Here is a 26,532-nt window from a genome sequence, read left to right on the forward strand (position 1 = left end):
CTGGGAGCATGGCGCCGTGAACGCGCAGTCCGGCATCTTCGCCCTCGGTACCCCTGAGCACGCCTACCTCGAGTTCGACCTGCGGCCCGGCGAGCACGCCGTCGCGCTGGTCGCAGCCGTGGCCGCGCTGGCCGATCCGCTCTCCACGGTGGGCGGGGTCAACCTGGTGCTCGGGTTCCGACCGGAGCTGTGGGCCGAGGTGGCCGAGCCCGCCGACGTCCCGGCGAGCGCACGTAGCTGGACCGAGGACCTCGTCGGTGCCGACGGCTACACGATGCCCGCGACCCAGCGCGACGCGGTCGTGTGGGTGGCAGGCGTGGACCGCACGGCCGTCTTCGACAATGGCCGGGCCGTGATCGACGGGCTGGCGGCCGTCGCGGTGCTGCGCCGCGAGACCACCGGCTGGCACTACCGCCAGGACCGCGACCTCACCGGATTCATCGACGGCACCGAGAACCCGTCGCTGCTCGAGGCGCCCGACGTGGCGCTGGTGCCGCCCGGGCAGCCCGGTGCGGGCAGCAGCGTGCTGCTGCTGCAGATGTGGGACCACGACTCCGACACCTGGGAACGGTTGCCGGTCGCGGACCAGGAGCGGGTGATCGGGCGCAGCAAGCCCGACAGCATCGAGATCGACGAAGCCTTGATGCCCGCCGACAGCCACGTCTCCCGCACGGTGCTGGAGGTCGACGGCGAGGAGCTGCCGATCTTCCGGCGCAACGTCGCGTTCGGCGGGGTGTCGGGGCACGGCACCGCGTTCGTCGGGTTCAGCTGCGACCAGTGGCGGCTCGCGGAGATGCTGCGGCGGATGGCGGGCGTCGGGGACGGGGTGCGCGACGCGCTCACGTGCTACACCACACCGGTGACGGGCGGGTACTACACCGTGCCCTCGGTCACGGCATTGGCGCGCTTCGCGCCGCCGGAGGAGGACTGAGCCGCAGGTCGCCGTTCCGACCCCGGCCCCGTTGCAGGAAAGCCACTTTCCCGCAACGACGTTGCAGGAAAGTGGCTTTCCTGCAACCCGCCACCCACCTCGCGGCGAGGGCGGGCAGGGCAGCGTGCGGGCCGATCAGCGCTCGTAGTGCCGCGGGGTGAAGACCGTGGCCTGCCCACCCCGCTGCACCACCCGCGTGGTGGACGACCCGATGATCAGCAGCGTGCGCATGTCCACCTGCTCCGGGTCCAGCTCGGCCAGCGTCGTGACGGTGATGCGCTCGCCCGACCCGCCGACGTCGCGCCCGACCACCACCGGCGTCTCGGGGGAGCGGTGCTCCAGCAGCAGGTCACGGGCCGCCCCCACCTGCCACGGTCGTGCGGACGAGCGCGGGTTGTAGATCGCGATCGCCAGGTCGGCACGGGCCATCGCCACCAGGCGCTCGGCCACCACGTCCCACGGCTTGAGCCGGTCCGACAGCGAGATCACCGCGTGGTCGTGGCCCAGCGGTGCGCCCACCGACGCGGCGACGGCGAGCGCGGCCGTCACCCCGGGCAGCACGCGCACGGGCACGTCGAGGTACTTGGGCTGGGCCGCCACCTCCAGCACCGCGGCGGCCATGGCGAACACGCCCGGGTCACCGCCGGACACGACGGCCACCCGCCGCCCGGACGCCGCGAGGTCGAGCGCGTGCGCCGCGCGCTGGGCCTCGACGCGGTTGTCGCTGGCGTGGCGGGTCTGTCGCGGGTTGGGGGCGACGCGGGCGAGGTAGGGGCCGTAGCCGACCAGGTCGTCGGCGGCGGCGAGGGCGGCGGCGGTCTGCGGGGTGAGCCAGTCCCGGCCTGCGGGTCCGGTGCCGATCACCACGACCTCACCCGCGCCGGTGGTGGGCTCCGGGTAGCGCGCGGGGACGGACGCGGCCACGCTGCCCGGCACCAGCGCGATCGCGAAGTACGGAACCGAACCGGGCTCGACGTCGACCAGGTCGGCGGTGCGCTCGCCCGCCATCGTCGCGCGCTCGACGTAGCGCGCGCCGTCGAGCCGACCGGCGTCGCTGATCGCCCCGCGGACGGTGCCGAACGTGCGGCCCAGTTTGAGGATCGCCGCCGAGTCGGTGTCGGCGAGGCGGCGGGCCAGCTCGGCGCGGGGCAGGGTGCCCGGCAGCACGGTGAGGATCTCGTCGCGCTCCACGAGCGGCTGGCCCAGCGCGGCCGCGGCGGCGCTGATCGACGTCACCCCGGGCACGACCTCGGTCTCGTAGCGGTCGGCCAGCCGCTTGTGCATGTGCATGTAGGAGCCGTAGAACAGCGGGTCGCCCTCGGCGAGCACGACGACGTCGCGGCCGGCCTCGAGGTGGGTGGCCAGCCTGGCCGCGGCCTCGGTGTAGAACGCGTCGATGGCGCCCTGGTAGCCGCCGGGGTGGTCGGTGGTCTCGGTGGTGACGGGGTAGACCAGCGCTTCCTCGATCTGTTCGGCGCGCAGATGCGCCGCGGCGATGCCACGGGCGATGGAGCGGCCGTGGCGCGCCGAGTGGTAGGCGATCACGTCGGCGGCGGCGATGACGCGCGCTGCCTTGATCGTGATGAGCTCGGGGTCGCCGGGGCCGACCCCCACCCCGTAGAGCTTGCCGGGCACGCCTACTCCTGCTCGCTGGCCAGCGCGTTGACCGCGGCGACCGTGATGGCCGAGCCGCCGCGGCGGCCGTGGACGACGAGGTGCTCGATGCCGTAGGCCGCGAGCGCCTCCTTGGACTCGGCGGCGCCGATGAACCCGACCGGGATCCCGATCACGGCGGCCGGACGCGGGGCGCCGGCATCGAGCATGTCGAGGAGGTGGAACAGCGCGGTGGGGGCGTTGCCGATCGCGACGACGGCCCCGTCGAGGTGCTCGCGCCACAGCTCCAGCGCCGCGGCGCTGCGGGTGTTGCCCAGCTGCGCGGCCAGCGCCGGGACGCGGGGGTCGCGCAGCGTGCAGAGCACCTCGTTGGCGGCGGGCAGCCGGGTGCGCGTGATGCCGGAGGCCACCATCATGGCGTCGCAGAGGATCGGGGCACCGGCCCGCAGCGCCGCCCGGCCCGCGGCGACGACGCCCGGGGAGAAGCCGATGTCCTGGGGCAGGTCCACCTGGCCGCAGGCGTGGATCATGCGCACGGCGACGTGGGCGACGTCGGGCGGCAGGCCCGAGAGGTCGGCCTCGGCCCGGATCGTCGCGAACGACTGCCGGTAGATCTCCGCGCCGTCGCGGATGTAGGTGCGGGTGCTCACAAGCCGTCCTGCCGTTCGCCGTCGATCAGGTAGCCGCCGTCCGCGAGCGCCACGGCGTCGACGTGCGGCGCGTGCGGTGCCCCGCAGCGGCGCTCGCAGCCCGAGACGTGGGTGCGGCGGTGGATCAGGGGGAGCGCGGTGCGGGCGTCGGCCCGGACGTCGGCGAGCGCCTTCGCGCAGCCCGGCCGGCCCGCGCAGGCGCTGAGCAGCGGCGCGGGCGACGCCGGGTCCACGACCAGACCGGCGGCGGCCAGCCGTGCGGCTGCGTCGGCGGTCGGCAGCACGATCGACCGCCACGGCGTGACGACCACCCGCTGCGCGGCGTCGGCCAGTACCAGCAGTTGGGCGGCCGTCAACTCCCCGAGCACCGGAGCGACGGCCAGCGCGGTGCCCCCGTCGGCACGCCGCACCGGACCCACCCCCGCGAGTCGGGACGGAAGGACCCGCGAGTCGGGACGGATCGCCCCGCGAGTCGGGGCGGATGGACCCGCGAGTCGGGCCCGGTCGGCCTCGGGAAGCTCGATCGCGCGCCAGGCGCTGCCACGGACCTGCAGGAACGTGGTGGCGGCGCGCACCAGCAGCGCGACGGCGTCCTCGGTCCGCGCGGTGACGCCGGTCTCGGTGCCGGCCACGACCAGCGTGCCGGTGGCGGCGTCGAGAGCCTGCCAGCACAGGTCCGGTTGCTCGGCGGCGACGTCGCCACGACCGTCGTCGAGTGCGAAGAGGAACCGGCCCGACAGCCCGGCGAGCTCCGGGCGGGCGCACAGCGCCCGGTCCAGCGCCGGGGCCAGCTCCCGGACGTCGGCGAGGCCACCGGCGATGCCCGACAGCGGTGACGCGAGCACGTTGCGCACCCGCTCGTGGGTGCGCGAGGGCAGCAGCCCGCAGCCGGTGAGCCGGCGCTCCAGCTCGGGGTCGCTGCGATCGAGGCCGCGCAGCTGCAGGTTGCCCCGCGACGTCAGGTGGATCTTCCCGTCGCCGAGGTCCTCGGCGCAGGCGGCCAGCACCCACAGCGCGGCCGCGTCGACCTGTCCGCCCGGCAGCCGGACGCGCGCGAGCGCGCCGTCGGCGGCGTCGTGCGGGGCGAGGACGCCGGGACAGGCGTCGACGCGGACACGGACGGGGGTGGGCACCGGGTCACTGTAATCACGCACGCCGGTGAGCCGGGGGAGCCGACGATCACACTCCGTGCCGCACCGGGATGTCAGCAAGGTGGCCTTCCAGACGTTCAACGTCAGGAAGGCCACCTTGCTGAGATGCGGGACCGGCTTGACTCCCGCCCCGACGCCACCGACAGTGAGGCGCACAACTGCACAGCGCGAGCGGGTCCAGGAAGCCGGTGCGAGTCCGGCGCGGTCCCGCCACTGTCACCGGGGAGCGAACCCCGTCAACGGCCACGGGGTAGCACCCGGAAGGCCGGGGCGAGCGTCGATCCGGGAGCCAGGACACTGCCCCGCTCGCTCGCCACCATGACCTGGGACGAGGATCCCGAGGAAGGTAATCCCATGCGCTGCGCCGCGTGCCGCTGTTTCGTGCCCGAGGGCGTCTCCTCGTGATCCTGCTGCTCTCCACGTCCGACACCGACCTGCTGTCGGCCCGCGCGAGCGGGGCCGGCTTCCGGTTGGCCAACCCGGCCCGCCTACTCGTCGACGATCTTCCCGCCCTGCTCGACGGCGCCGACGTCGTGGTCGTCCGCATCCTCGGTGGCCGCAGGTACTGGGAGGACGGCCTCGACGCCCTCGTCGCCTCCGGCAAGCCGCTGGTGGCGCTCGGTGGTGAGCAGGCGCCCGACGCGGAGATGATGCAGCAGGGGACCGTGCCCGCCGGCGTCGCCGCCGAGGCGCACGCGTACCTCGCGCAGGGTGGCCCGGCCAACCTCGCGCAGCTGCACGCGTTCCTGTCCGACACGCTGCTGTTCACCGGGGAGGGCTTCGAGCCCCCGACCGCGCTCCCGACGTGGGGCGTGCTCGAGCGCACCGCGCGGGAGACCAGTGGCCCCACCGTCGCGGTGCTCTACTACCGCGCCCAGCAGCTCGCCGGGAACACCACCTACGTCGAGGCGCTGTGCACCGCGATCGAGGACGCCGGTGGCCGCGCGCTGCCGGTGTACTGCGCGTCGTTGCGCCAGGCCGAGCCCGCCCTGCTCGAGAAGCTGCGCGAGGCCGACGCGCTGGTCGTCACGGTGCTGGCCGCCGGTGGTACCAAGCCCGCGTCGGCGAGTGCCGGTGGCGACGACGAGGCGTGGGACGTGACCGAGCTCGCCGCGCTCGACGTGCCGATCCTGCAGGGCCTGTGCCTCACCAGCAGCCGCGCGGCCTGGGCCGACGGCGACGACGGCCTGACGCCGCTCGACGTCGCCACGCAGGTGGCCGTCCCCGAGTTCGACGGGCGGCTGATCACCGTGCCGTTCTCGTTCAAGGAGATCGACGCGGACGGCCTGTCGGTCTACGTGCCCGACCCCGAGCGGGCCGCTCGCGTCGCGGGGATCGCGGTGCGCCACGCGGGGCTGCGGCAGATCCCCAACGCCGACAAGCGGATCGTGCTGATGCTCAGCGCGTACCCCACCAAGCACGCGCGGATCGGCAACGCCGTCGGGCTCGACACCCCGGCCAGCGCGGTCGCCCTGCTGCAGGCGATGCAGGCCGCCGGGTACGTGATCGGGGAACTGCCCGGTGTCGCGGAGTCCGACGGTGACGCGCTGATCCACGCGTTGATCGCCGCAGGCGGGCAGGACCCGGAGTGGCTCACCGAGGAGGCGCTGGAGTCCAACCCGGTGCGGATCTCCGCGGCCCGCTACCGGCAGTGGTTCGCCGGGTTGCCCGCGGACTTCCGCGAGGATGTGGAGAACCACTGGGGCACCGCGCCGGGTGAGCTGTTCGTCGACCGCAGCACCGACCGTGACGGCGAGATCGTGGTCGCGGCGATGCGCGCCGGCAACGTCGTGATCATCGTGCAGCCGCCGCGCGGGTTCGGCGAGAACCCGGTGGCGATCTACCACGACCCGGACCTGCCGCCCAGCCACCACTACCTGGGGGCCTACCGCTGGCTCGCCGCTCCGGTGGCCGACGGCGGTTTCGGGGCGGATGCGATCGTCCACATCGGCAAGCACGGCAACCTGGAGTGGCTGCCCGGCAAGACGATGGGCATGAGCGCTTCCTGCGGCACCGACGCCGCGCTGGGTGACCTGCCGCTGATCTACCCGTTCCTCGTCAACGACCCGGGTGAGGGCACGCAGGCCAAGCGCCGGGCGCACGCCACGCTCGTCGATCATCTGATCCCGCCGATGGCGCGCGCGGAGAGCTACGGCGACATCTCCCGCCTGGAGCAGCTGCTCGACGAGCACGCCAACATCTCCGCGCTCGACCCGGCGAAGCTGCCCGCGATCCGCCAGCAGATCTGGACGCTGATGCAGGCGGCCAAGCTGGATCACGACCTCGGGCTCAGCGAGCGCCCGCACGAGGCCGAGTTCGACGACTTCCTGCTCCACGTCGACGGCTGGCTGTGCGAGATCAAGGACGTGCAGATCCGCGACGGGCTGCACATCCTCGGTGCCGCGCCCGCCGGGGAGGCGCGCATCGACCTGGTGCTGGCGATGCTGCGGGCCCGGCAGATGTGGGGCGGGGAGCAGAGCGTCCCCGGCCTGCGCGAGGCACTGGGCCTGGTGGAGGACGGCACCGAGTCGAAGGCGCGCACCGACGAGGCCGAGGAGATCGCCCACGCCCTCGTGGCGGCGATGGACGCGACCGGCTGGGACCCCGACGCCGCACCCGGCGTGGTGGCAGCCGAACTGGAACGTCGAGAACGACGTTATCATGATCAACAGGGCCTTTCGATCATGACAACGTCGTTCTCGACGGAATCTCGGGACCGGGTGGGGGCCGTGTTGCGGTTCGCCGCCGACGAGGTGGTGCCGCGGTTGGAGCAGACCCGCCACGAGATCGACCAGGTGCTGCACGCCCTCGACGGCGGGTTCATCGCGGCCGGGCCGTCCGGGTCGCCGCTGCGCGGGCTGATCAACGTGCTGCCGACGGGGCGCAACTTCTACTCCGTCGACCCGAAGGCGGTGCCGTCGCGGCTGGCGTGGGAGACGGGCCAGGCGATGGCCGAGTCGCTCGTCGCCCGCTACCGCGCCGATCACGGCGACTGGCCGCGTTCGGTCGGGCTCTCGGTGTGGGGCACCAGCGCCATGCGCACCTCGGGGGACGACGTCGCCGAGGTGTTCGCGCTGCTGGGCGTCCGGCCGGTCTGGGACGAGGCCAGCCGCCGCGTCACCGCGCTCGAGGTGATCGGGCTCGACGAGCTGGGCCGCCCCCGCATCGACGTCACCGTGCGGATCTCGGGCTTCTTCCGCGACGCGTTCCCGCACGTGCTGGCCCTGCTCGACGACGCGGTGCAGCTCGTGGCCGCCCTCGACGAGTCACCCGAGCAGAACTTCGTCCGCGCGCACGCCGCCGACGACGCGCCGGACCGCCCGGTCCGGATCTTCGGCTCCAAGCCGGGCACCTACGGCGCCGGTCTGCTGCAGCTCGTGGACTCCCGCAACTGGCGCGACGACGCCGACCTCGCCGAGGTCTACACGACCTGGGGCGGCTACGCCTACGGCCGTGGTGTCGACGGGGTGCCGGCGCGCGCCGCGATGGAGACGGCCTACCGGCGGATCACGGTGGCGGCCAAGAACACCGACACCCGCGAGCACGACATCGCCGACTCCGACGACTACTACCAGTACCACGGCGGCATGGTCGCCACCGTCCGCGCGCTGACCGGGAAGTCGCCGGAGGCCTACATCGGCGACTCGACGCGTCCGGAGGCCGTGCGCACCCGCACGCTGTCCGAGGAGACCGCGCGGGTGTTCCGCGCCCGCGTCGTGAACCCCCGGTGGATGGAGGCCATGCGCCGCCACGGTTACAAGGGCGCGTTCGAGATGGCGGCCACCGTCGACTACCTGTTCGGCTACGACGCCACCACCGGCGTCGTCGCCGACTGGATGTACGAGCGCCTCACCGCCGAGTACGTCCTCGACCCGACCAACCGCAAGTTCCTCGACGACTCCAACCCGTGGGCCCTGCACGGCATGGCCGAACGCCTCCTCGAGGCCGCCGACCGCGGGCTGTGGGAAGCGCCCGAGGACGCGACGCTCGCGGCGCTGCGGCAGGCCTACCTGGAGACCGAGGGCGACCTGGAGGCCGACGAGCAGTAGGCCTGCGGGAACCGGCGGGCCGTCGCCGACGACCTCTCCGCGTGCCGCGCGATCGCCGGCACGCGTGCGGCGAGGGGTGAGTGGTGGCGTCCGGTCGTGTGACGGTCCTCTTCCGGGTGCTGGTGGCGCTGGCAGGCGCGGCGCTGGCCGCCCTGCTCGCCCCGCTGGACTCGAGCCTGTACGCTCGGTTGGGGCTCCCGCTGCCCGGCGCGGGGACCGCCGTGCTGGTGCCGCTCCTGCGCACGGTGGCCGAGCTGGGTGCCGGGGCGACGGTCGGGTCGCTGCTGTTCGCCGCGTTCGTCGTCGCTCCCCAGCGCTCGGGCGTGCTCGACGTCGACGGCTACCTCGCCGTACGCCGGGCCGCCTGGGCCGCGGTGCCGGCCGGGCTCGCCGCGCTCGCGCTGGTACCCCTGCTGGCCGCGGACCTGACCGGTTCCACTCCCGGCGGCGTCGTCGCGGCCGGCTCCTGGGACGTGCTGGCCGCGCTCGGGGAGCCGGTGGCATGGCTCGTGGCCGCGGTCGGGCTGCTCGTCGTCGGGGCCGCGGCGTTCGCGACGCTGCGGTGGTGGGTGGCGCCGTTGCTGCTAGTGGTGGCGCTGGTCGCGGTGGCGGCGCCGGGCGTCGCCGGTCAGTTCGCCAGCGGTGCGGGCCACGACTGGGCGACCGACGCGTCGGTGCTGCAGAACGCGGCGGCCGCCTGCGCGGTCGGGCTGCTCGTCTCGGTGCGGGCGCAGCTGCGCCGTGGCGTCCGCGACGCCACGGCGATCCGGCGGACCGCCGGGCTGGTGACGGGGTGCCTGGTCGTACTCGGCGCCACGGCGGTGCTGTTCCTCGCGCTGTGGCGGGGAAGCGTGCCCGGTGCGGCGCCGTGGGAGGTGGTCGCGGACACCCGCCTGGTGCTGCTGTGCCTCGCGGGTGCGGGTGCAGCGACGCTGTGGCGGCGCCGCACGGGTGCGGCGGCCGGGGTGCTCGTGGCCGGTCTCCTCGCCGCCGGGGTGCTCGGGGTGGTGCTGACGCGCTGGGCACCGCCGCGGTTCCTGGAACGGGCCGACTCGACCGGCGAGTCACTGCTCGGCTACGACCTGCCCGAGCCCGTCAGTGCGGCGCGGCTGCTGCTGGACTGGCGGTTCAACATCGCGTTCGGTCTCGCCGCCGTGGCCGCCGGGCTCCTGTACGCGGCCGGGGTGCGCCGGCTGCACCGCCGCGGCGACGCATGGGCCCGCGGCCGGACGACCGCCTGGCTGCTGGGCTGCGCGGTGGTGCTCATCGCGACGTCGTCGGGGGTCGGCCGGTACGCGGGCGGCGTGTTCAGCATCCACATGGTCGACCACATGGCGCTGAACATGCTGGCGCCGGTGCTGCTGGCCATGGGCGGGCCGCTGACGCTCGCCCTGCGGGCGCTCCCGGCCGCCGGTCGGGGCGACCCGCCCGGCCCCCGGGAGTGGATCGCCGCGGCGACGGCGTCGCGGCCCGCCCGCCTGCTCACCCACCCGCTGCTGGTGCTGCCGATCTTCGTCGGGTCCTTCTACGCGCTGTACTTCACAGGGCTGTTCGAGCTGATGCTGCGGGAGCACTGGGCCCACCAGCTGATGAACCTGCACTTCGTGGCCGTCGGGTACCTGTTCTTCTGGCCGCTGTGCGGGGTCGACCCGGCACCGTCGCGGCTGCCCCACATCGGACGGCTGGCCGTGCTGCTGGCGGCGATGCCGTTCCACGCGTTCTTCGGGATCACGGTGATGAGCACGGGCACGGTGCTCGGCGGCGACTTCTACCGCGAGCTGGGCCTCCCGTGGCTGCCGGCCCTGCTCGGCGACCAGCACCTGGGCGGCGGGATCGCCTGGGGGTCGGGGGAGCTGCCCATGCTGCTGGTGGTGCTCGTGCTGCTCACCCGCTGGTCGCGCGACGACGCGCGGGAGGCGGCGCGCCACGACCGCAGGGCCGACTCCGACGGGGAGTCCGACCTGCAGGCCTACAACGCGATGCTGGCCCGGCTGGCGGGCTCGGAGAGCACCGGGGTGTCGCGACGGTAAGGAAACACTGCCGATCAGCCACCGAGAAGCTGCCCACCGCGCCGATGTCGCCACCTCCGGGGACGGTCGACCATCGCGCCTGCGAGACCACCGGTCGACGGTGCCGCATCCGGGAGGGGGAACGCGGTGGACGTGCGGGAGCAGGACGGCAGCGAACGGGCGCGGGAGGGGGCGGCGGCGGATGCGCTGATCATCGCGGGCCTCGGCAAGCGGTACGCGACGACCGTCGCGGTGGACGAGCTGTGGCTGACGGTGCCGCGGGGCTCGTTCTTCGGGCTCGTCGGACCCAACGGTGCCGGCAAGACCACCGCACTGTCGATGGCGGTCGGGCTGCTGCGCCCGGATGCGGGCACGGTGCGGATCTTCGGCCACGACGTCTGGGCGGACCCGGTGCGTGCCAAGGCGCTGGTCGGCGTCCTGCCCGACGGTCTCGCCCTGCCCGAGCGCCTCACCGGGCGGGAGCTGCTGACCTACACCGCACGCCTGCGCGGGCTGGACCGGGCCACCGTCGCCGCGCGCGCCGACGAGCTGCTCGCCGTGCTCGAGCTGGCGGATGCCGAGCAGACGATGGTGATCGACTACTCCGCCGGCATGCGCAAGAAGATCGGGCTGGCGACGGCGTTGCTGCACGCCCCGAAGCTGCTCGTGCTCGACGAGCCCTTCGAGGCCGTGGATCCCGTGTCGGCGTCCACGATCCGCACGATCCTGCAGCGCTTCGTCGCCGCGGGCGGTGCGGTGGTCCTGTCGAGCCATGTGATGGCGCTGGTCGAGGCACTGTGCGACCACGTCGCGGTGATCACCCGGGGCCGGGTCGTCGCGGCGGGTGCGGTCGCGGACGTCCGGGGTGGGCAGAGCCTCGAGGCCGCCTTCGTCGACCTCGTCGGCGGGCACGTCGGCGGCGGGGAGGGGCTGTCGTGGTTGGCGTCCTGATCAGCATGAAGCTGCGGGTGCTGCGCAACGCGATGACCGGCAGGGCGGGTGTGTCGTTCGTGGTCGGTGGCGTCGTCGGGCTGGTCGCGGCGCTGGTGTGCGTCGTGCTCACCGCGACCCACCCGGGTGGCATCACCGTGGGCACCGACATCGCCGCGGCGTTCTTCGCCGTCTGGACGCTCGGCTGGCTGTTCGGCCCGATCCTGACCGGCGGCGGTGACGAGACGCTGCGCCCGGAGAACTTCGCGCTGCTGCCGATCCGGCCGCGCGCGCTCGCGGTCGGCCTGCTCGGGGCCGCGCTGGCCGGGACGGCGCCGGTGGTGTCGCTGATCGTCTTCAGCGGGCTGCTCGTCGTCGCCGTCCCGGCGGGTCTCGCCGCCGCGGCCGTCGCGGTGGTGGCCGTCGCCGCGCAGCTGGCGCTGGTGGTGTTGCTCTCGCGGGTGGTCATGGCCGGGCTCGGTGCCCTGCTCGGATCGCGGCGCGGCAAGGACCTCGGCGTGGTGCTCGCCGCGCTCGTCGGGCTCGCCTACCTGCCGGCCCGCTCGGCGATGGAGCAGCTCGGACCGATCGTGGTCGGCCAGACGTCACCGGCGTTCACCGCGGTGCTGCACGGCCTGCCCAGCGGCTGGGGCCCGAACGCTGTCGCCGCGGCGGCCGCGGGTGACGGGTGGGCCGCGCTGGGGTGGGTGGTGGCGCTGGCCGTGCTCGACGGGCTGCTCGTGGTGGCCTGGTCGCGGCTGCTCGTGCACCGGCTGACGGCGGGGTCGTCAACGGCGGGACCGCGCCGGGCGGCCCGCACCGACGGGCGCCGGCCCCGGCGCAGCCTGCTGCCCGACAGCCCGCTGGGCGCCGTCATCGGCAAGGAGCTCACGATGTGGTGGCGCGACGCCCAGCGCCGCGCCCTGCTGCTCACCTCGATCCTGATCGGCCTGCTGCTCCCGGCGTTCTCGCTCACCCAGGGCTCGGGGCCCGGCGGGCTGGCCCTCTCGGCACTGTGGATCGCCCTCTTCGCCACGATGCAGGTGGGGAACCTCTACGGCATGGATGGCTCGGCGGTGTGGCAGACATTGATCACCCCCGGCGCCGCGCGGGCCGACGTCCGCGGCCGCCAGTGGGCATGGACGCTGATCGTGGGCCCGGTGACCCTGCTGGCAGCGGCCGTCCTGCCCGCGGTGACCGGGGATCCCGAGCGCTACCCGCTCCTGATCGCGCTGGTACCGGCCCTGCTCGGCGCCGGTGCGGGCACGGTGCTGCTCGCATCGGTGCGCTCGCCGTTCCCGATGGCGGGAAGCAGGGGGCGCAACCCCTTCGCGTCGAGCCGCAGCGGCGGTGACCTGGCCAACGTCATGACGCGGCTGTGGCTGGTGCTGCTGCAGGTGAGCGCGGCGCTGCCCGCCGGGGTGCTGCTGGTGCTCGGGGGCACCGGGCTCGTCCCCGCGGCGACGTGGGCGGCGATCCCGGCCGGGATCGCGAGCGGGATCGCCGCGGCGTGGTGGTGGGGCCGGCTCGCCTACCAGCGGCTCGAGGCGACCGGGCCCGAAGTGCTGGCCGCCGTGCGGGTGCCGGCCTGATCGGCGCCGGGAGCGGGGTCAGGCGGCAGCGCGCAGCCGCAGGCTGTTGGTCACCACCAGCAGCGAGGAGCAGGCCATCGCCGCGCCCGCCACCAGCGGGTTGAGCAGCCCGGACGCCGCGAGGGGGAGCGCGGCGACGTTGTAGCCGAACGCCCACCACAGGTTGCCGCGCACCGTGGCGACCGTCGCGCGGGCCAGCCGCACGGCCACCGGCAGGATCGCGAGGTCGTCGCGGACGAGGACGAGGTCGGCGGCCGCGAGCGCGACGTCGGTGCCCGAGCCCACCGCGATGCCCAGGTCCGCGGCGGCGAGCGCCGCAGCGTCGTTGACGCCGTCCCCGACCATCGCGACGGTGTGCCCCGCGGCCCGCAGCACCGCGACGAGCGCGAGCTTGTCCGACGGCAGCGCACCGGCGTGCACCTCCTCGATCCCGACGGCGGCGGCGACGGCGTGCGCAGCGCCGGAGCCGTCGCCCGTGATCAGCACCGGACGCATGCCCATGGCGCGAAGCTGTGCCAGTGCCGCCGCTGCGCCCGGGCGCAGCGGGTCGGTGAGCGCGAGGACCGCGGCGGCGACCCCGTCGACCGCCACGGCGATCACCGTGGCCCCACCGTCGGCCCAGGCGGTGGCCGTTGCGGCCAGCGGGCCGAGCTCCCCGACGAGTGCGGGCCGACCGACGAGCACGGCGTGGCCCTCGACGGTGCCGGCGGCGCCCAGCCCGGCGAGCTGCCGGAACCCGGTGACGGCGGGCAGCCCCACCGGGCCGTCCGTGTGCGCCACCACCGCGGCGGCGATGGGATGCTCGGAGCGCTGCTCCACGGCGGCGGCGAGCCGGACCGCGGCCGCGTCGCCCGCCGTTTCCCGCACCCGCATCTGCCCCGCGGTCAGCGTCCCGGTCTTGTCCAGCACCACCACGTCGGCGGCGCGGACGGTCTCCAGCGCGCGGAACCCGGTCACGAAGATCCCCAGCTCAGCGCCGCGACCGGTCGCGACCATCAGCGCCGTCGGCGTGGCGAGGCCGAGTGCGCACGGGCAGGCGATCACGAGCACGGCCACGGCGCGGGCGACGGCGTTGGACGGAGTGATCCCTGCCAGCAGCGCGCCGGCGAGGGTGGCGACCGCGAGCAGCAACACGGCCGGCACGAAGACGGCCGAGATCCGGTCGACGCGCCGCTGCACGGCCGACTTCTCGACCTGCGCCCGCTCGACGGCCCGCAGCATGCCCCGCAGCACCGTGGACTCGCCGACCCGGTCGGCGCGGACCGTCACCGCACCGGCGAGCGTGACGGTGCCCCCGGTGACCGGGTCGCCCACCACGACGTCGACGGGCAGCGGCTCACCGGTCAGTGCACTCATGTCGATCGAGGCCTCGCCGTCGACGACCGAGCCGTCGGTGGCGACCCGCTCACCCGGCCGCACCACGAACGTGTCGCCGACGCGCAGGTGCGCCACCGGCACCCGGTGCTCGACACCGCCGCGCAGCACCGCGACGTCGGCCGGGCGCAGCCGTCCCAGAGCCCGCATCGCGCCACCGGCGGCGCGGCGGGCGCGCGCCTCGAAGTAGCGCCCGGCGAGCTGGAACACCGTGACGCCGGCGGCGACCTCCAGGTAGAGCGGGCCGCTCGGGTGCAGCACGGCGTCCCAGCCGGTGGCGGTGTCGGGGAGCCCGCCGGTGGCCAGCAGCGTGGCGAGCGACCAGGCCGACGCGGCCACGATCCCGAGCGACACCAGCGTGTCCATCGTCGTGGTGCGGTGGCGCAGCCCGGCCAGCGCGGCGCGGTGGAATGGCCAGGCCGCCCACCCGACCACCGGCAGCGCGAGCACGGCGATCAGGAACTGCCAGCCGGGGAACCGCAGCGAGGGTACGAGCGACAGCGCCACCGACACGTCGGCGACCGGCACGAACAGCACCAGCGCCACCGCCAGCCGCCTGCGCAGCACATCCACGCCGCGACGAGCCGGCGGCCGCTCGGATCCCGGATCGGTGACAGGCCCCGCGGTGAACCCGGCTCGCTCGACGGTGGCGACGAGCGTCGCGACGGGCGTGTTCGCAGGGTGGGTGACCGTGGCGCGCTCGGTGGCGAGGTTGACCGTGGCCAGCACCCCGTCGAGCTTGGCGAGCTTGCGCTCCACCCGCCCGACGCACGCCGCGCAGGTCATGCCGCCGATCGCGAGCTCCACGGTGACGGCGGGGGCGCGAGTGTCGATCTCCACGCTGCCAGCAGTCGCCGCGGAGGGCGCGCTGGTTCCCGCGAGGGGGTGGCAACGTCACTCGATCGGGGTGATCTCGTCCCCTCCCGGAACCGACGGCGCCTACGGTCAGACCCCTGAACGTCCCTACCGTCCCCTGCGAACGAGGTTCACCGAGAATGCGCCACATCGCCACCTTCTGCGGCAACTGCAACTGCGGCTGTCCGGAACTGTTCGTCGACGACTCCGCCGTGCCGGAGCAGCGCATCATCATCACCGACGACTTCGGGCAGCGGATCCAGATGAGCCTGCCGCAGCTCGCCGACCTGGTGGCCGACATCCGCAAGGGCGTGCTGGACGAGGTGCTCCTGACGGTGCGGTGAACCCGGCGGGGCGGTCAGCCTCCCGGGAACGCCTCGGCCAGCGCGGCCCGGCGGGCCGCCGCCGGCAACCGGTCGACGTAGAGCAGCCCGTCGAGGTGGTCGCTCTCGTGCTGCAGGCAGCGCGCGACGAGACCGCGGCCGGCGATCGTGACGGGTTCGCCGCGCACGTCGACCCCGGTGACGACCGCGGTGACGGCGCGCGCGAGCTCGGCCGACGCGCCGGGCACCGACAGGCAGCCCTCGGCGCGTTCGACGAGCTCGCGCGGGGGTGGCGGGAGCTCCAGCACGGGGTTCACGACGTGGCCGACCGTGCGCTCGCGGGTATCGAGGTCGGGGCAGTCGAGCACGAAGACGCGGGCGTCCACACCGATCTGGTTGGCGGCCAGCCCCACGCCCGACGCGGCGTACATGCTGGCGAACATGTCCTCGACGAGCGCGGCCAGCGCGTCGTCGAAAACGGTGACCGGGCGGCACGGGCGGTGCAGTACCGGGTCGCCGTGCATCGTGATCGGCCGTGCCGTGCCCGCCATGGCACGAGGCTATCCCAGGGGCCTTCGGCGCCCGGCCGGGTTGCAGGCCAGGGGCCGCGGCCGCCCGGCCGGGTTGCAGGCCAGGTGGCTCGGCGCCCGTCGTCGTTGCAGGCCAGGGGGCTCGGCGCCCGTCGTCGTTGCAGGCCAGGGGGCTCGGCGCCCGTCGTCGTTGCAGGAAAGCCACTTTCCCGCAACGACATTGCGGGAAAGTGGCTTTCCTGCCATCGCGGGCCCCGAGGGAGCAGACTGATCGTCTTCGCGCGAGAGGGGTGACGACGTGGCGGTGCCGTTGCTGCGCGGCCTGCTGCCCCTGTCGCGCGACCGCATCGGCCCGGACGTGCTGGCCGGCCTGACGCTGGCGGCGCTGGCGGTCCCCGAGGTGCTGGGCTACGCCCGGATCGCGGGCATGCCGGTGGTCACGGGGCTCTACACGATGTTGATCCCGGTGGTGGTGTTCGCGCTGCTGGGCGCCTCGCGCCACCTCGTGGTGGGTGCCGACTCGGCCACCGCCGCGATACTGGCGGCCGGCCTCGTCGGGGTGGCGGGTGCGGGGTCGGCCCGCTACGTCGAGCTGGCGGGCACGGCCGCGTTGCTGGCCGGGGTGCTGCTGCTGGTGGCGCGGGTGATCCGGCTGGGGTTCCTGGCCAACTTCCTGTCGCGCACGGTGCTGGTGGGCTTCCTGACGGGTGTCGGCATCCAGGTGGCCGTGGGGCAGCTGCCGGCGATGGCCGGCATCCCGGCCGCGCACGGCGACACGGTCGCGATCCTTGTGACGATCGCGGGCGGCCTGGCCCAGGTGAACGTGGCGACGCTGGTCGTGGCGGCGGCGGTGCTCGTCGTCGTGCTCGGGCTGCGCCTGGTCAACCACCGGATCCCCGGCGCGCTGATCGCGGTCGCCGCCGCCATCCTGCTGAGCCACCTGCTCGACCTGGAGGCCCACGGTGTGGCCGTGCTCGGCGCCGTGCCGACGGGGTTGCCGGGTGTCGCGCTGCCCAGCTTCGCGGTCGACGACCTGCTGGCGCTCGCGCCGCTGGCGGCGTCGATGTTCGTGGTGATCCTCGCGCAGAGCGCGGCCACAGCGCGCGCCTACGCGGCCCGTTACGACGAGCGTCCCGACGAGAACACCGACCTCGTCGGTCTCGGTGCCGCCAACATCGCCGCCGCGTTCAGCGGCACGTTCGTGGTGAACGGCAGCCCGACGAAGACCCAGATGGTCGACGGCGCGGGCGGCCGCTCGCAGGTCGCCCACCTGACGTCGGCGGTGGTGGTGCTGCTCGTGCTGCTGTTCCTCACCGGCACCCTGTCCGCGCTGCCGCTGGCGGCGTTGGGCGCGGTCGTGCTGGTGATCGGGGTCGATCTGATCGACATCGTCGGCCTGCGCCAGATCCGCGCGGCGCGTCCGGCCGAGTTCGTGGTGGCCGTGCTCACCACCGCCGCCGTGGTGTTCATCGGCGTTGAGCAGGGCGTGATCCTCGCGGTCGTCGCCTCGATCGTCGATCACCTGCGCCACAGCTACAACCCGCGCAACAGCGTGCTGGTGAAGTCCGCGCGGGGGCACTGGCAGTCGATGCCCGTCACCCCGGGCGGTCGCACCGCGGGCGACCTCGTGATCTACCGCTTCGGTACGAGCCTGTACTTCGCCAACGCGTCGCGGCTCGCGGCCGACATGACGGAGCTGGTGGGGGAGCACCCGCCCGTCTGGTTCTGCATGGACGCCGCCGCGATCGGCGACATCGACTACTCGGCGGAGGCGGTGCTCGCGACCGTCGTGAAGATCCTCGACGGCAAGGGCACCCGGCTGGTGTTCTCCGGTGTCACCGACGACGTGCGCGCCCAGCTCGACCGCTACGGCATCACCGCCCGCGTCGGCGCCGCAGCCTTCTACGACACCGCGGGCGCCGCGCTCGAGGCCTTCGAGCAGGAGCACGGAAAGGGATCATCGCGATGAGCCAGAAGTCCGGACCGGCCGTGGCCTGGAAGACCGAGCCCGATGAGCACGACTACCCGGCCGCCGCGTCCTACCTGTCCCTGATCGCCTCGGCCGCGGTGGTGTCCATGCTGGTGGCGGGCCTGCAGGCCGCACCGCTGGCCGAGTTCAAGGCCAAGGACGTGCTGCGCGCCGCCTGCCTGCCGCTGCTGCCCGCCGACAATGTGCACGTGGCGGCCGATCTCGCGAAGGTGAAGGACGGGAAGGCGCTCTCACCGGTGCTGATGGTGCGCGGCGACATCGCCACGGGCGTACCGCTGCAGATCGCCGACGGCTACCACCGCGTCTGCGCGAGCCACCACCTCGACGAGAACACGTCGATCCCGTGCCACATCGTGGATCACCCCTGAACGGCGGGGCGGCCCGGCTCAGAGCCGGTTGCGCTTGCGGCCGGTGACCTGGTTGTAGATCACCAGCACGATGACGGCGCCGATCACCGAGCCGATCCAGCCCGCCGGCTGGAAGCCGCGGATGCCGCCGGTGAGCAGACCCCAGATGAGGCCGCCGACGATGGAGCCGACGACGCCCAGGACGATCGTGCGCAGGATGCCGATGTCGTCCTTGCCCGGCACGATGGCGCGGGCGATGAAGCCGGCGATGAGGCCGAAGACGATCCAACCGATGATGGAGAAGATCACTGCGTCACTCCCGACGTCGCTGCTGATCGTGCGAGATCGAGCGTAGTAGATCCACTTCGGGCGACCCGATCGCGCGCTACTTGAGTTCGATCTCGACGAAGACGAACTCGTGGTCGGCGAGGTTCACCACGTTGTGCTCCACCCCGGCCGGGCGCGCGTAGGAGATCCCGGCCACCAACGGGCTGCGGATGTCACCCTGCGGTGTCTCCAGCAGCAGCGTGCCGGTGGTGCCGGGCACCACGACGTAGTCGAGCTCGTGGCGGTGGTGGCCGGTCTCGGCGCCCGGCGCGAACCGCCACTCGGTGACCCGTACCCGGTCGTTCTCGATCTGGACGGTGGGAACGGCCGCAGGGCGGGTCATGCTCGGGCTCCTCGGTCCGGCAGCGGTGTGCCGGGGAATTCTCAGGCCGGATTCAGCCGGCGCGCATCAGTTCACGCAGGGGACGCCGCCTGCGGTGATGACCGGTGCGGCCGGCGGCGCGCCGGGGGCGTCGTCGCCGGGCTGCGGGGTCGGGGTCCGATCGGCGGTGTCCGGAGCGTCCGAGGGGGTGGTGGGCCCGCTGTAGTCGCGACCGAGCAGCACGGCGACGCGGCCGGGTGCCACCGTGGGATCGACGGTGACCGGCAGGCCCCCCAGCAGCGTGGCGATCTGCTGCGCCGCGGCGCGGTCGGCGTCCGTGGCGCGCACCGAGGACCGCGCCGTGGCGTCGGCGTTGCCGATCTGACCGGGCGTGAAGCCGCTGTTGTCGAGCACGTCGGCGGCGGCAGCAGCCAGGCCCGCCCGTGCCGTGCCGTTCGCGACGTCGACGATCGGGTGCGTGGCGGCGGTGGCCGTCGCCGGATCGGCGGGCGGGGCGCCGAGGTCGGTGAAGAACGACTTCACGAGCTTCGGGTCGACCTGGACCGCCACGCCGTCGCTCGGGGTGGGCAGGTCCAGGCGGCCGGTGGGGATGGTGCGGAAGGTGATGTTGCCCCCCGAGAGGCCCGACGCCTGGCCGGCGAATCCCAGCAGGTCCCAGCCCTGGTCGAGCACGACGTAGCGACTGATCACCGTGATCAGCTGCGACAGCGTGGCGGGGTTGGCGAGCGTGCCGGCCGAGAGCAGCTTGTGGGCCATGCTCGCGAGGAAGGCCTGTTGCCGCACGACGCGGTCCAGGTCGCCGCGCGGTAGCCCGTGGCGCTGGCGGACGAACGCCAGTGCGGCGGGACCTTCGAGGGTCTGCGGACCGGCGGCGAAGTCGGCGCCGGAGAGCACGTCGTGCGCGGGCGCGGCCAGGCAGACCGGGACGCCGCCGACGGTGCGGGTGATCTCGGCGAACCCGGCGAGGTTGACCTCGGCGTAGTGGTCGATCGTGGCACCGGTCAGTGACTCGATGGTGGTGATCAGCTCGCGGCGTCCGGCCTGGTTGGCCTGCTTGTCGAGGTCGGTTCCGGTGACGCCCTTGGCCCTCAGGCTGGTCAGCGCGTCGTTGCGGGCGCGCGCATAGGCCGAGTTGATCTTGTGGTTGCCGTAGCCGCCCGGGATGTTGACGAAGGAGTCGCGCGGGATCGACACGGCCGTGGAGGTCTTGGCCGGATCGTTCGGGATCCGCACGAGTATCAGCGTGTCGGTGTTGAGCTCGCCCTCGTCGCCGCCCGCGTTGAGCTGGTCGAGCACCTGCTGCGGCAGCGGGTTGCCCTGCGCGTCGGTGCGGCTGTCGAGTCCGACGAGCAGGATGTCGGTGGAGCCGTCGAGGGGACGGTCGGGGCTCGGCGTCAGCACGTCGCTCGTGACGAGGTCGTTGCCGAGCTGGCGGTAGATCGACCAGCCGTAGCCGGTGACCACGAGGGTCACGACCGAGAGCGCGATCGCGATCCCGCGCACCCAGCGGCGCAGGAGGCGCCGCCCACGGGCGGGCCGGGGCGGGCGGGGCCTGCCGGGCTGGCTCCGGGCGGGCCGCCGCGACACGGGCCTCGTGGCCGCCAGGTCGGGGTGCGGCTCGGTCGGTGCGTCCGCGACGGTCTGCGGGGGGCGCTGCTCGGACGGGAGCGGGCGCCGTCGCCGGGGGGTGACCGGCCACGGCTCGGAACGGCGTCCGGGACCGGGACGCCCCGGCCGGCGGGAGGGGGAGTCCATGTCTCAGTTCACGTGCCGCTGGCTCGCGGATGCGCTGCGCGACTGCGCCCGGTGCCGTCGACCCGTGCCGAACACGCCCACTCCGTCTCCCCATCGCGGTTGCTCTCCGGCACCCGGCAGGGACGCGGACGTGGCGATGGCACTAGAGTCGAATGTAGTCGAGGTCGAGCCGAGGAGGCCGTGAGCCATGGGAGCACTCAGCCCCACGCACTGGTTGATCATCATCGGGCTCGTCGTGGTGTTGTTCGGGGCCAAGAAGCTCCCGATGGCCGCGCGGTCGATGGGCCAGTCGCTGCGCATCCTCAAGGCCGAGACGAGCGAGCTGCGCTCGAAGGACGGCGACGGCTCCGCGGCCGAGACGGCGGCGCAGTCCCCCGCCGCCACGGCTCCCGCCGCCACGGCTCCCGCCGCCCCAGCTCCCGCCGCCCCAGCTCCCGCCGCCCCAGCTCCCGTCGCGGTAGCCCCTGTTGTCACCGCACCCGTTCCGACGGCCGTCCCGCTGCCGGAGCCGGCACCGAGGCCCGCCGTCTGAGTCCCCACGGCTTGGCCACCGCCAACGCTGTGGCCAGCAGCAACGCCGTGGTGGAGACGATCGGCGGGTAGATCAGACCGCTCAGTTCGGCGCCGAGCGCGCCCGTCTCGGCGAGCCGCTGACCCGCTGCAGCGGCCTCGTCGAGGCTGGGTCCGAGCAGCAGCACCACCAGCACGGTGAGGGTCAGGGCGAGCGCGAGCTTGGTGATCACCCACCGGTAGCGCAGGAGGCCCCAGCGGCTGCTGAGCCCGAGTGCGACGCCGCTGATCAGGCAGCCCAGCGCCATCACGAGCACGGGCCAGAACAGCATCGGCAGCACCTGGTAGGCCGCTGCGACCGTGCCCGCGTCGGCGGTCCAGAGCGCGGTGAACACGAGCACGCCGAGTATGACGTCGATCCCGATCCAGGCCCCCGCTGTGACGATGTGCACACCGAGCATCGCCTTGCGGGTGATCGGGCGCACGCGCCACGGGACTCCGTTGCTGGCCATCGCGACCCCATTCCTCGGCGCGGCCCCGGCGGCCGCTCCCGAGATCGTGGGCTCCCGCGGCTACCCGCGCGTCCGTCACCGGACGGTGAGCGGGCTACTCCGCGGGGCGTAGTGGATCACCAGCTGCCGCGGTGGTCGGGCATCGAGAGGATGAGCGGGAGGGCCGCGAGGAGTACCGCGGCCAGCACGGCGAACGCGATCGCCTGGGCGGCCCCCGGGTCGACGCTGCTGGTGAGCACGGCGGTGATCGTCGAGATCGAGACGATGGCGCCGATCTGGCGGAACATGCCGCGCAGCCCGGTGATCGAGGAGATCTCGTCGGGCGCGAGGTGCATCGTCGCGTTGTTGGTGGCCGGTGCCGCCACGCCCATGCCGAGTCCGGTCACGCCGGCGGCGATCGAGAGCCAGACCTGCGGGTCGACCCCGGGTGGCGGCACGGCGAGCAGCACCAGCCCGAGTGCGAGCAGGACGAACCCGACGACCATGAGACCGCGGCTGCCGACGCGGCGCAGCAGCGACACCGCGAGCCCCGACGTCGCGATCATCCCGACCGCGCGCACGGCCAGTAGCAGCCCGGCCGCGAGCGGGACGATCCCGTAGCGGGCCTCCGCGTACAGCGGCACGAGCGTGCCGAAGCCCAGCGCGGCGATGCCGAACATGACGTTGACCGCGTTCATCGTGCCGAACGTGCGACCTCGCAGCAGTCGCATGGGGACCACGGCGAGCGGGTCGCGGCGGGCGTGGCGCAGGAACCGCCACGCCAGCACGGCGGCGACGAGCGCCGCACCGCCCGCGGTGCCGTAGCGCAGCGCGGGTGCGGTGTCGGTGCCGAGCATGGTGATCGCGGTCATCGTCGCCAGCAGCAAGGTCGAGAGCAGCGCGATGCCGGTCACGTCGACCGGGGCGCGCGAGGTGGTGGGCCGCTGCCGGATCCGGAACGCGACGAGCACGAACACCACGACACCGATCGGGATGTTGACCAGGAAGATCGCGCGCCACGACGTGAACGTGACCAGCACCCCGCCGACGACCGGCCCGATGATCGCGCCGATCGGGAAGATGCTGGTGAACATGCCGATCGCCCGGTCGCGGTTGCGCCCGAACTGCTCGGCGACGATGCCGGTCGCCGACGGCACGAGCGCGCCCGCGGCGAGCCCCTGGAACACCCGCACGACGATCAGCGTCGCGATGTCGCCGGCGAGGCCTGCCACCAGCGACGCGACGGTGAACAGGCCGATCGAGGCGAGGAAGACGGACTTGCGCCCGAACTGGTCGGCCAGCCGCCCGGCCACGGGCATGGCGATGATCGCGCCGAGCGAGTAGATGGTGATCGTCCAGCTCGTCCAGGACAGCGGGGCGCCGAGCTCGTGCTGGAGCGTGGGCAGCGCGGTGGCGACCGCGGTTTGGTCGATCGAGCCGAGCAGCAGCGCCAGCCCGACGACGGCGAACACGGTGCCCCGGCCGCGCATCGGCTCGTCGCCGATCGCCGAGTTGCCAGTTGCCGGGGCGCCGGTTGTGGCCTGCGCCCCGGGTGCGTGCGTTTCCGGACCGGCTCTCAGCATGCCCCGACGCTAGTTGCTTGCCAGGAAGCAATCAACTCGTTTCGAGTGGGGTCACAGCGCCGTCCCGGATGACAGGAACGGGGGAGCGGTGGCTACCCCCGCGTCGCCACCACGGCGTAGGCGGGCAGGGCGGCGTTGCCGCGATCGCGGGCGATCTCCTCGAGGGTGTCGCCCTCGGCCCGGACGAGGTCGAGCACGGCCGGCGGGATCGCGGCCAGCCGGGCGGCGTCGGCGAGCAGCGCGCGGCAGGATCCGATCTCCCAGTCGGCGTCGTGCATGCCGGTGGCGTCGATGTCCTGCACGTCGCCTGCCGTCCAGCCGGCCTCGTCCAGGATCCGCAGCAGCTGCCGGCGGGAGAACAGCGTGCGGACGTTGCCCTCGCCGCGCGAGCCGTTCGCCTCGATCTGGCCCTGCACGAGCACGGCGAGCAGGTGCGGGAGCTGCTCCGGGGTGCGGGCGCGCAGGTCCCACTCGGCGAAGCACAGCTGCCGCGCCCACGGCCGGATCACCGCGAGGGTGCGCGTGAGCTGGTGGAGCGAGGCGAAGTACCAGGCGGCGTGCGAGATGACCACGTGGTCGAACGTGTCGGGCGCGAACGTGTCGGGCGCGTCCAGGACGTCGAGCCCGAGCCGGATCTCGATCCGCTTCCCGAGCGGGGTGGCGAGCAGGTGGGCCACCGAGTCGCCGAGCGTCACCGGGGCGCCGTAGTCGGGCCCGGCCGGGTCGACGCCGACGACCCGACCGCCGGGCCCGACGGCATGGGCGAGCGCCGCGGTCATGTCGCCCTGCCCGCAGCCGACCTCGAGCACCGTGGCGCCCGGCGCGATGCCCCACGCCGCGGCGAGGCCCAGCCGGTAGCGCGTCTGGATCTGCTGCATCGCGGGGTTCGACTGCCCGGTCGCCATCGCCGCGGCGACGGCGGTGGCATCTGCATCGGTGAACGTCACGGGGCCACCCTGCCCCAGTGATCACGACCGGGGCGGGCAGGGGGCACCGGCGGGGCGTCAGGCAGGATCATCGGGCGCTCGATCATCGGCGCCGGCCCCCCGATCGCAGGAGTTGACGTGTCCTTTCCGAGTGACCTCCAGATCGCCCGCGGGGCGGCGCTGCGACCGATCGGCGACGTGGCGGACGACATGGGCCTCGACGCGCACCTGCTGGAGCATTACGGGCGCGACGTCATGAAGATCCGACTCGAGGCCGTCGAGGAGCTCGCCGACCGACCGCGGGCGAAGTACGTCGTGGTCTCGGCGGTCACGCCGACGCCGCTGGGGGAGGGCAAGACCACCACCACCGTCGGGCTCGGCCAGGCGATGCGCCACACCGGGCGCCGGGCCACGGTCGCGATCCGCCAGCCGTCGATGGGGCCGACGTTCGGGATCAAGGGCGGCGCGGCGGGCGGCGGCTACTCGCAGGTCGTGCCGATGGAGATCCTCAACCTGCACCTCACCGGTGACTTCCACGCCGTGACGTCGGCGCACAACATGCTCTCCGCGCTGCTGGACAACCACTTGTTCCAGGGCAACGAGGCCGACCTCGACCCGCACAACATCACCTGGCGTCGCGTGCTCGACGTCAACGACCGGGCGCTGCGCAACGTCATCGTCGGGCTCGGCGGGCGCCTCGACGGGATCCCGCGCCAGACGGGTTTCGACATCACCGCGGCATCGGAGGTCATGGCGATCTTCGCGCTGGCGCGGTCCGTGCAGGAGATGCGCACGCGGCTGGGGCGGATCGTGGTCGGGTACACGCCCAAGGGCACGCCCGTCACGGCCGAGGACATCGGCGGGGCCGGCGCGATGGCCGTGATCATGCGGGAGGCGCTGAAGCCCAACCTCATGCAGACGCTGGAGGGCACGCCCGTCCTCGTGCACGCGGGCCCGTTCGGCAACATCGCGCACGGCAACTCGTCGGTGGTGGCCGACCTGATCGGCATCCACAGCGGCGAGTACCTGATCACCGAGGCCGGGTTCGGCGCCGACATGGGCGCCGAGCGCTTCTTCAACATCAAGTGCCGGGCATCGGGCCTCACCCCCGACGCGGCCGTCGTGGTGGCGACGGTGCGTGCGCTCAAGGCCCACTCGGGCAACCACAAGATCGTGGCCGGGCGCCCGCTGCCGGCCGGGCTGCTCGCCGAGAACTCCGACGAGGTCCACATCGGCGGCGCCAACCTGCGCAAGCAGATCGAGAACATCCGGGTGCACGGCGTGTCTCCGGTGGTGGCGATCAACGCGTTCCCCGACGACCACGCCTCCGAGCACGAGGCGATCCGCGAGATCGCCGCGTCGATGGGCGCCAGGGTGGCGGTCTGCACCAACTTCGCCGACGGCGGACGCGGTGCCGTCGAACTGGCCGACGCGGTCGCCGAGGCTGCGGCGGAGCCGTCGGAGTTCCGGTTCCTCTACCCCGATGCGGCACCGCTGCGGGAGAAGATCGAGATCGTGGCGCGCACGATCTACGGGGCCGACGGCGTCGACTACGACCCGGCGGCGGCGCGGCAGCTCGACAGCTTCGAGAGCAACGGCTTCGGCGACCTGCCGGTCTGCATCGCGAAGACCCACCTGTCGATCTCCTCGGACCCGACGCTCACGGGTGCCCCGACGGGCTGGCGGCTGCCGGTGCGCGAGGTGCGCGCGTCGATCGGTGCCGGGTTCATCTACCCGATCTGCGGCGACATGCGCACCATGCCGGGCCTGGGCGCGCACCCCGCCGCCCACACGATCGACATCGACGCCGACGGCGAGATCGTCGGCCTCTCGTAGCCCACCATCCCGACTCAGGGGCCGTTCCGTCCCGACTCGCGGTGCAGTTGAGCCCGACTCGCGGGGCGCCCCGGCGCAACTCGCGGGGCGATTGGGCGCAACTCGCGGGGCGGTGGGGCGCAACTCGCGGGGCGGTGGGGCGCAACTCGCGTACCTCCGGGGTCGCGGTCCGGCGCGAGTTGGGGTGGAGGGGCCCGCGAGTTGCGCCGGGGCGCCCCGCGAGTTGTCGTGGAGGGGCCCGCGAGTTGGGGTGGAGGGGCCCGCGAGTTGGGACGGAGGGGCCTGCGAGTTGGGGTGGTGCGTCCCTTCTGTCGGTTTCTCCCGGGGGCGTGCGTTCGCCCTCGGGTTAGAGCGTGTCCCGTGGATCTTGATCGGTGGATGCGGTAGACCGAGCGGGTGCTCGATCGTCACGACCT

Annotated in this window: 21 protein-coding genes and 1 riboswitch; of the genes, 10 read left to right on the forward strand and 11 right to left on the reverse strand. The window is 73.7% G+C overall.

Annotated elements, in window-relative coordinates; translation table 11 throughout:
• Positions 1–16: 16 nt before the first annotated feature.
• The gene (locus ACFPFQ_RS09720) at positions 17–931 is read left to right on the forward strand and encodes a Dyp-type peroxidase (protein ID WP_379617019.1); all 915 of its coding nucleotides are present in this window, start codon (positions 17–19) and stop codon (positions 929–931) included.
• A gap of 135 nt (positions 932–1,066) precedes the next feature.
• Here the strand turns inward: ACFPFQ_RS09720 and ACFPFQ_RS09725 are convergent, their stop codons facing one another.
• From ACFPFQ_RS09725 to ACFPFQ_RS09735, 3 genes are read right to left on the reverse strand one after another with little or no spacing between them, the layout of a single operon-like run.
• Positions 1,067–2,566 carry a precorrin-2 C(20)-methyltransferase gene (locus ACFPFQ_RS09725; RefSeq protein ID WP_379617021.1) on the reverse strand — a complete coding sequence of 500 codons (1,500 nt, stop codon included), beginning with the start codon at positions 2,564–2,566 and terminating at the stop codon, positions 1,067–1,069.
• 2 nt (positions 2,567–2,568) lie between these two features.
• Positions 2,569–3,195, reverse strand: a complete 627-nt coding sequence (locus tag ACFPFQ_RS09730) for a precorrin-8X methylmutase (RefSeq protein ID WP_379617023.1) — start codon at positions 3,193–3,195, stop codon at positions 2,569–2,571.
• Positions 3,192–4,328, reverse strand: coding sequence for a precorrin-3B synthase (locus tag ACFPFQ_RS09735; RefSeq protein WP_379617025.1), 1,137 nt, complete (start codon positions 4,326–4,328; stop codon positions 3,192–3,194). The genes ACFPFQ_RS09730 and ACFPFQ_RS09735 overlap by 4 nt, the downstream gene beginning before the upstream one ends.
• A gap of 196 nt (positions 4,329–4,524) precedes the next feature.
• Positions 4,525–4,646, forward strand: a riboswitch (cobalamin riboswitch).
• 101 nt (positions 4,647–4,747) lie between these two features.
• Between ACFPFQ_RS09735 and cobN the strand changes: the two genes are divergently transcribed.
• The 4 genes from cobN to ACFPFQ_RS09755 all read left to right on the forward strand — a co-directional run bounded on the left by cobN (position 4,748) and on the right by ACFPFQ_RS09755 (position 12,926).
• Complete coding sequence (gene cobN, locus ACFPFQ_RS09740) at positions 4,748–8,395, forward strand: cobaltochelatase subunit CobN (RefSeq protein ID WP_379617027.1); 3,648 nt, start codon at positions 4,748–4,750, stop codon at positions 8,393–8,395.
• A gap of 98 nt (positions 8,396–8,493) precedes the next feature.
• Positions 8,494–10,425, forward strand: a complete 1,932-nt coding sequence (locus tag ACFPFQ_RS09745; protein WP_379617029.1) for a cytochrome c oxidase assembly protein — start codon at positions 8,494–8,496, stop codon at positions 10,423–10,425.
• A 186-nt stretch (positions 10,426–10,611) separates the two neighbouring features.
• Positions 10,612–11,355, forward strand: coding sequence for an ABC transporter ATP-binding protein (locus ACFPFQ_RS09750; protein ID WP_417715028.1), 744 nt, complete (start codon positions 10,612–10,614; stop codon positions 11,353–11,355).
• Positions 11,340–12,926 (forward strand): hypothetical protein, encoded by a 1,587-nt coding sequence (locus ACFPFQ_RS09755; protein WP_379617033.1) that lies wholly within the window; start codon positions 11,340–11,342, stop codon positions 12,924–12,926. Before ACFPFQ_RS09750 ends, ACFPFQ_RS09755 begins: the two co-directional genes overlap by 16 nt.
• 18 nt (positions 12,927–12,944) lie before the next feature.
• On the opposite strand, the gene ACFPFQ_RS09760 is transcribed toward ACFPFQ_RS09755, so the two are convergent.
• Positions 12,945–15,140: a heavy metal translocating P-type ATPase gene (locus ACFPFQ_RS09760; protein ID WP_379617035.1), complete on the reverse strand. Its 2,196-nt coding sequence runs from the start codon at positions 15,138–15,140 to the stop codon at positions 12,945–12,947.
• Positions 15,141–15,295: 155 nt separating this feature from the next.
• On the opposite strand from ACFPFQ_RS09760, the gene ACFPFQ_RS09765 reads away from it, so the two are divergent.
• On the forward strand, positions 15,296–15,499 hold the full coding sequence (locus ACFPFQ_RS09765; RefSeq protein WP_379617037.1) for a hypothetical protein: 204 nt from the start codon (positions 15,296–15,298) through the stop codon (positions 15,497–15,499).
• Positions 15,500–15,513: 14 nt separating this feature from the next.
• On the opposite strand, the gene def is transcribed toward ACFPFQ_RS09765, so the two are convergent.
• On the reverse strand, positions 15,514–16,029 hold the full coding sequence (def, locus tag ACFPFQ_RS09770; protein WP_379617039.1) for a peptide deformylase: 516 nt from the start codon (positions 16,027–16,029) through the stop codon (positions 15,514–15,516).
• Between the two features lie 277 nt (positions 16,030–16,306).
• Here def and ACFPFQ_RS09775 point away from each other — a divergent pair, with 277 nt between their 5' ends.
• Both ACFPFQ_RS09775 and ACFPFQ_RS09780 read left to right on the forward strand, forming a co-directional pair.
• Positions 16,307–17,977: a SulP family inorganic anion transporter gene (locus tag ACFPFQ_RS09775; RefSeq protein WP_379617041.1), complete on the forward strand. Its 1,671-nt coding sequence runs from the start codon at positions 16,307–16,309 to the stop codon at positions 17,975–17,977.
• On the forward strand, positions 17,974–18,366 hold the full coding sequence (locus ACFPFQ_RS09780) for a hypothetical protein (protein ID WP_379617043.1): 393 nt from the start codon (positions 17,974–17,976) through the stop codon (positions 18,364–18,366). Before ACFPFQ_RS09775 ends, ACFPFQ_RS09780 begins: the two co-directional genes overlap by 4 nt.
• 18 nt (positions 18,367–18,384) lie before the next feature.
• Here the strand turns inward: ACFPFQ_RS09780 and ACFPFQ_RS09785 are convergent, their stop codons facing one another.
• The 3 genes from ACFPFQ_RS09785 to ACFPFQ_RS09795 form a co-directional block, all read right to left on the reverse strand.
• Entirely contained in the window at positions 18,385–18,654 is a 270-nt protein-coding gene (locus tag ACFPFQ_RS09785) for a GlsB/YeaQ/YmgE family stress response membrane protein (protein ID WP_379617045.1), read from the reverse strand.
• Between the two features lie 76 nt (positions 18,655–18,730).
• Positions 18,731–19,015, reverse strand: a complete 285-nt coding sequence (locus ACFPFQ_RS09790; RefSeq protein WP_379617047.1) for a cupin domain-containing protein — start codon at positions 19,013–19,015, stop codon at positions 18,731–18,733.
• A 66-nt stretch (positions 19,016–19,081) separates the two neighbouring features.
• Positions 19,082–20,770, reverse strand: a complete 1,689-nt coding sequence (locus tag ACFPFQ_RS09795) for an LCP family protein (protein WP_379617049.1) — start codon at positions 20,768–20,770, stop codon at positions 19,082–19,084.
• Between the two features lie 187 nt (positions 20,771–20,957).
• Between ACFPFQ_RS09795 and tatA the strand changes: the two genes are divergently transcribed.
• Positions 20,958–21,302 (forward strand): Sec-independent protein translocase subunit TatA, encoded by a 345-nt coding sequence (gene tatA / locus ACFPFQ_RS09800; protein WP_379617051.1) that lies wholly within the window; start codon positions 20,958–20,960, stop codon positions 21,300–21,302.
• Here tatA and ACFPFQ_RS09805 read toward each other — a convergent pair.
• From ACFPFQ_RS09805 to ACFPFQ_RS09815, 3 genes are all read right to left on the reverse strand, one after another.
• Positions 21,241–21,792, reverse strand: a complete 552-nt coding sequence (locus ACFPFQ_RS09805) for a hypothetical protein (protein ID WP_379617053.1) — start codon at positions 21,790–21,792, stop codon at positions 21,241–21,243. The two genes, tatA and ACFPFQ_RS09805, sit on opposite strands and share 62 nt — an antisense overlap.
• A 116-nt stretch (positions 21,793–21,908) precedes the next feature.
• Positions 21,909–23,354, reverse strand: coding sequence for an MFS transporter (locus ACFPFQ_RS09810; RefSeq protein WP_379617055.1), 1,446 nt, complete (start codon positions 23,352–23,354; stop codon positions 21,909–21,911).
• A 92-nt stretch (positions 23,355–23,446) separates the two neighbouring features.
• Positions 23,447–24,301, reverse strand: coding sequence for a class I SAM-dependent methyltransferase (locus tag ACFPFQ_RS09815; protein ID WP_379617057.1), 855 nt, complete (start codon positions 24,299–24,301; stop codon positions 23,447–23,449).
• A gap of 117 nt (positions 24,302–24,418) precedes the next feature.
• On the opposite strand from ACFPFQ_RS09815, the gene ACFPFQ_RS09820 reads away from it, so the two are divergent.
• Positions 24,419–26,116, forward strand: coding sequence for a formate--tetrahydrofolate ligase (locus ACFPFQ_RS09820; RefSeq protein ID WP_379617059.1), 1,698 nt, complete (start codon positions 24,419–24,421; stop codon positions 26,114–26,116).
• The last annotated feature ends 416 nt before the right edge of the window (positions 26,117–26,532 follow it).

The organism is Pseudonocardia sp. GCM10023141 (assembly GCF_042653605.1).

Excerpts from the sequence above, each read along its gene's own strand:
- ACFPFQ_RS09765 (WP_379617037.1), top strand. The coding sequence starts at position 15,296 with ATGCGCCACATCGCCACCTTCTGCGGCAACTGCAACTGCGGCTGTCCG.
- def (WP_379617039.1), bottom strand. The coding sequence starts at position 16,029 with ATGGCGGGCACGGCACGGCCGATCACGATGCACGGCGACCCGGTACTG.
- ACFPFQ_RS09780 (WP_379617043.1), top strand. The coding sequence starts at position 17,974 with ATGAGCCAGAAGTCCGGACCGGCCGTGGCCTGGAAGACCGAGCCCGAT.
- ACFPFQ_RS09790 (WP_379617047.1), bottom strand. The coding sequence starts at position 19,015 with ATGACCCGCCCTGCGGCCGTTCCCACCGTCCAGATCGAGAACGACCGG.
- ACFPFQ_RS09795 (WP_379617049.1), bottom strand. The coding sequence starts at position 20,770 with ATGGACTCCCCCTCCCGCCGGCCGGGGCGTCCCGGTCCCGGACGCCGT.
- tatA (WP_379617051.1), top strand. The coding sequence starts at position 20,958 with ATGGGAGCACTCAGCCCCACGCACTGGTTGATCATCATCGGGCTCGTC.
- ACFPFQ_RS09805 (WP_379617053.1), bottom strand. The coding sequence starts at position 21,792 with ATGGCCAGCAACGGAGTCCCGTGGCGCGTGCGCCCGATCACCCGCAAG.
- ACFPFQ_RS09810 (WP_379617055.1), bottom strand. The coding sequence starts at position 23,354 with ATGCTGAGAGCCGGTCCGGAAACGCACGCACCCGGGGCGCAGGCCACA.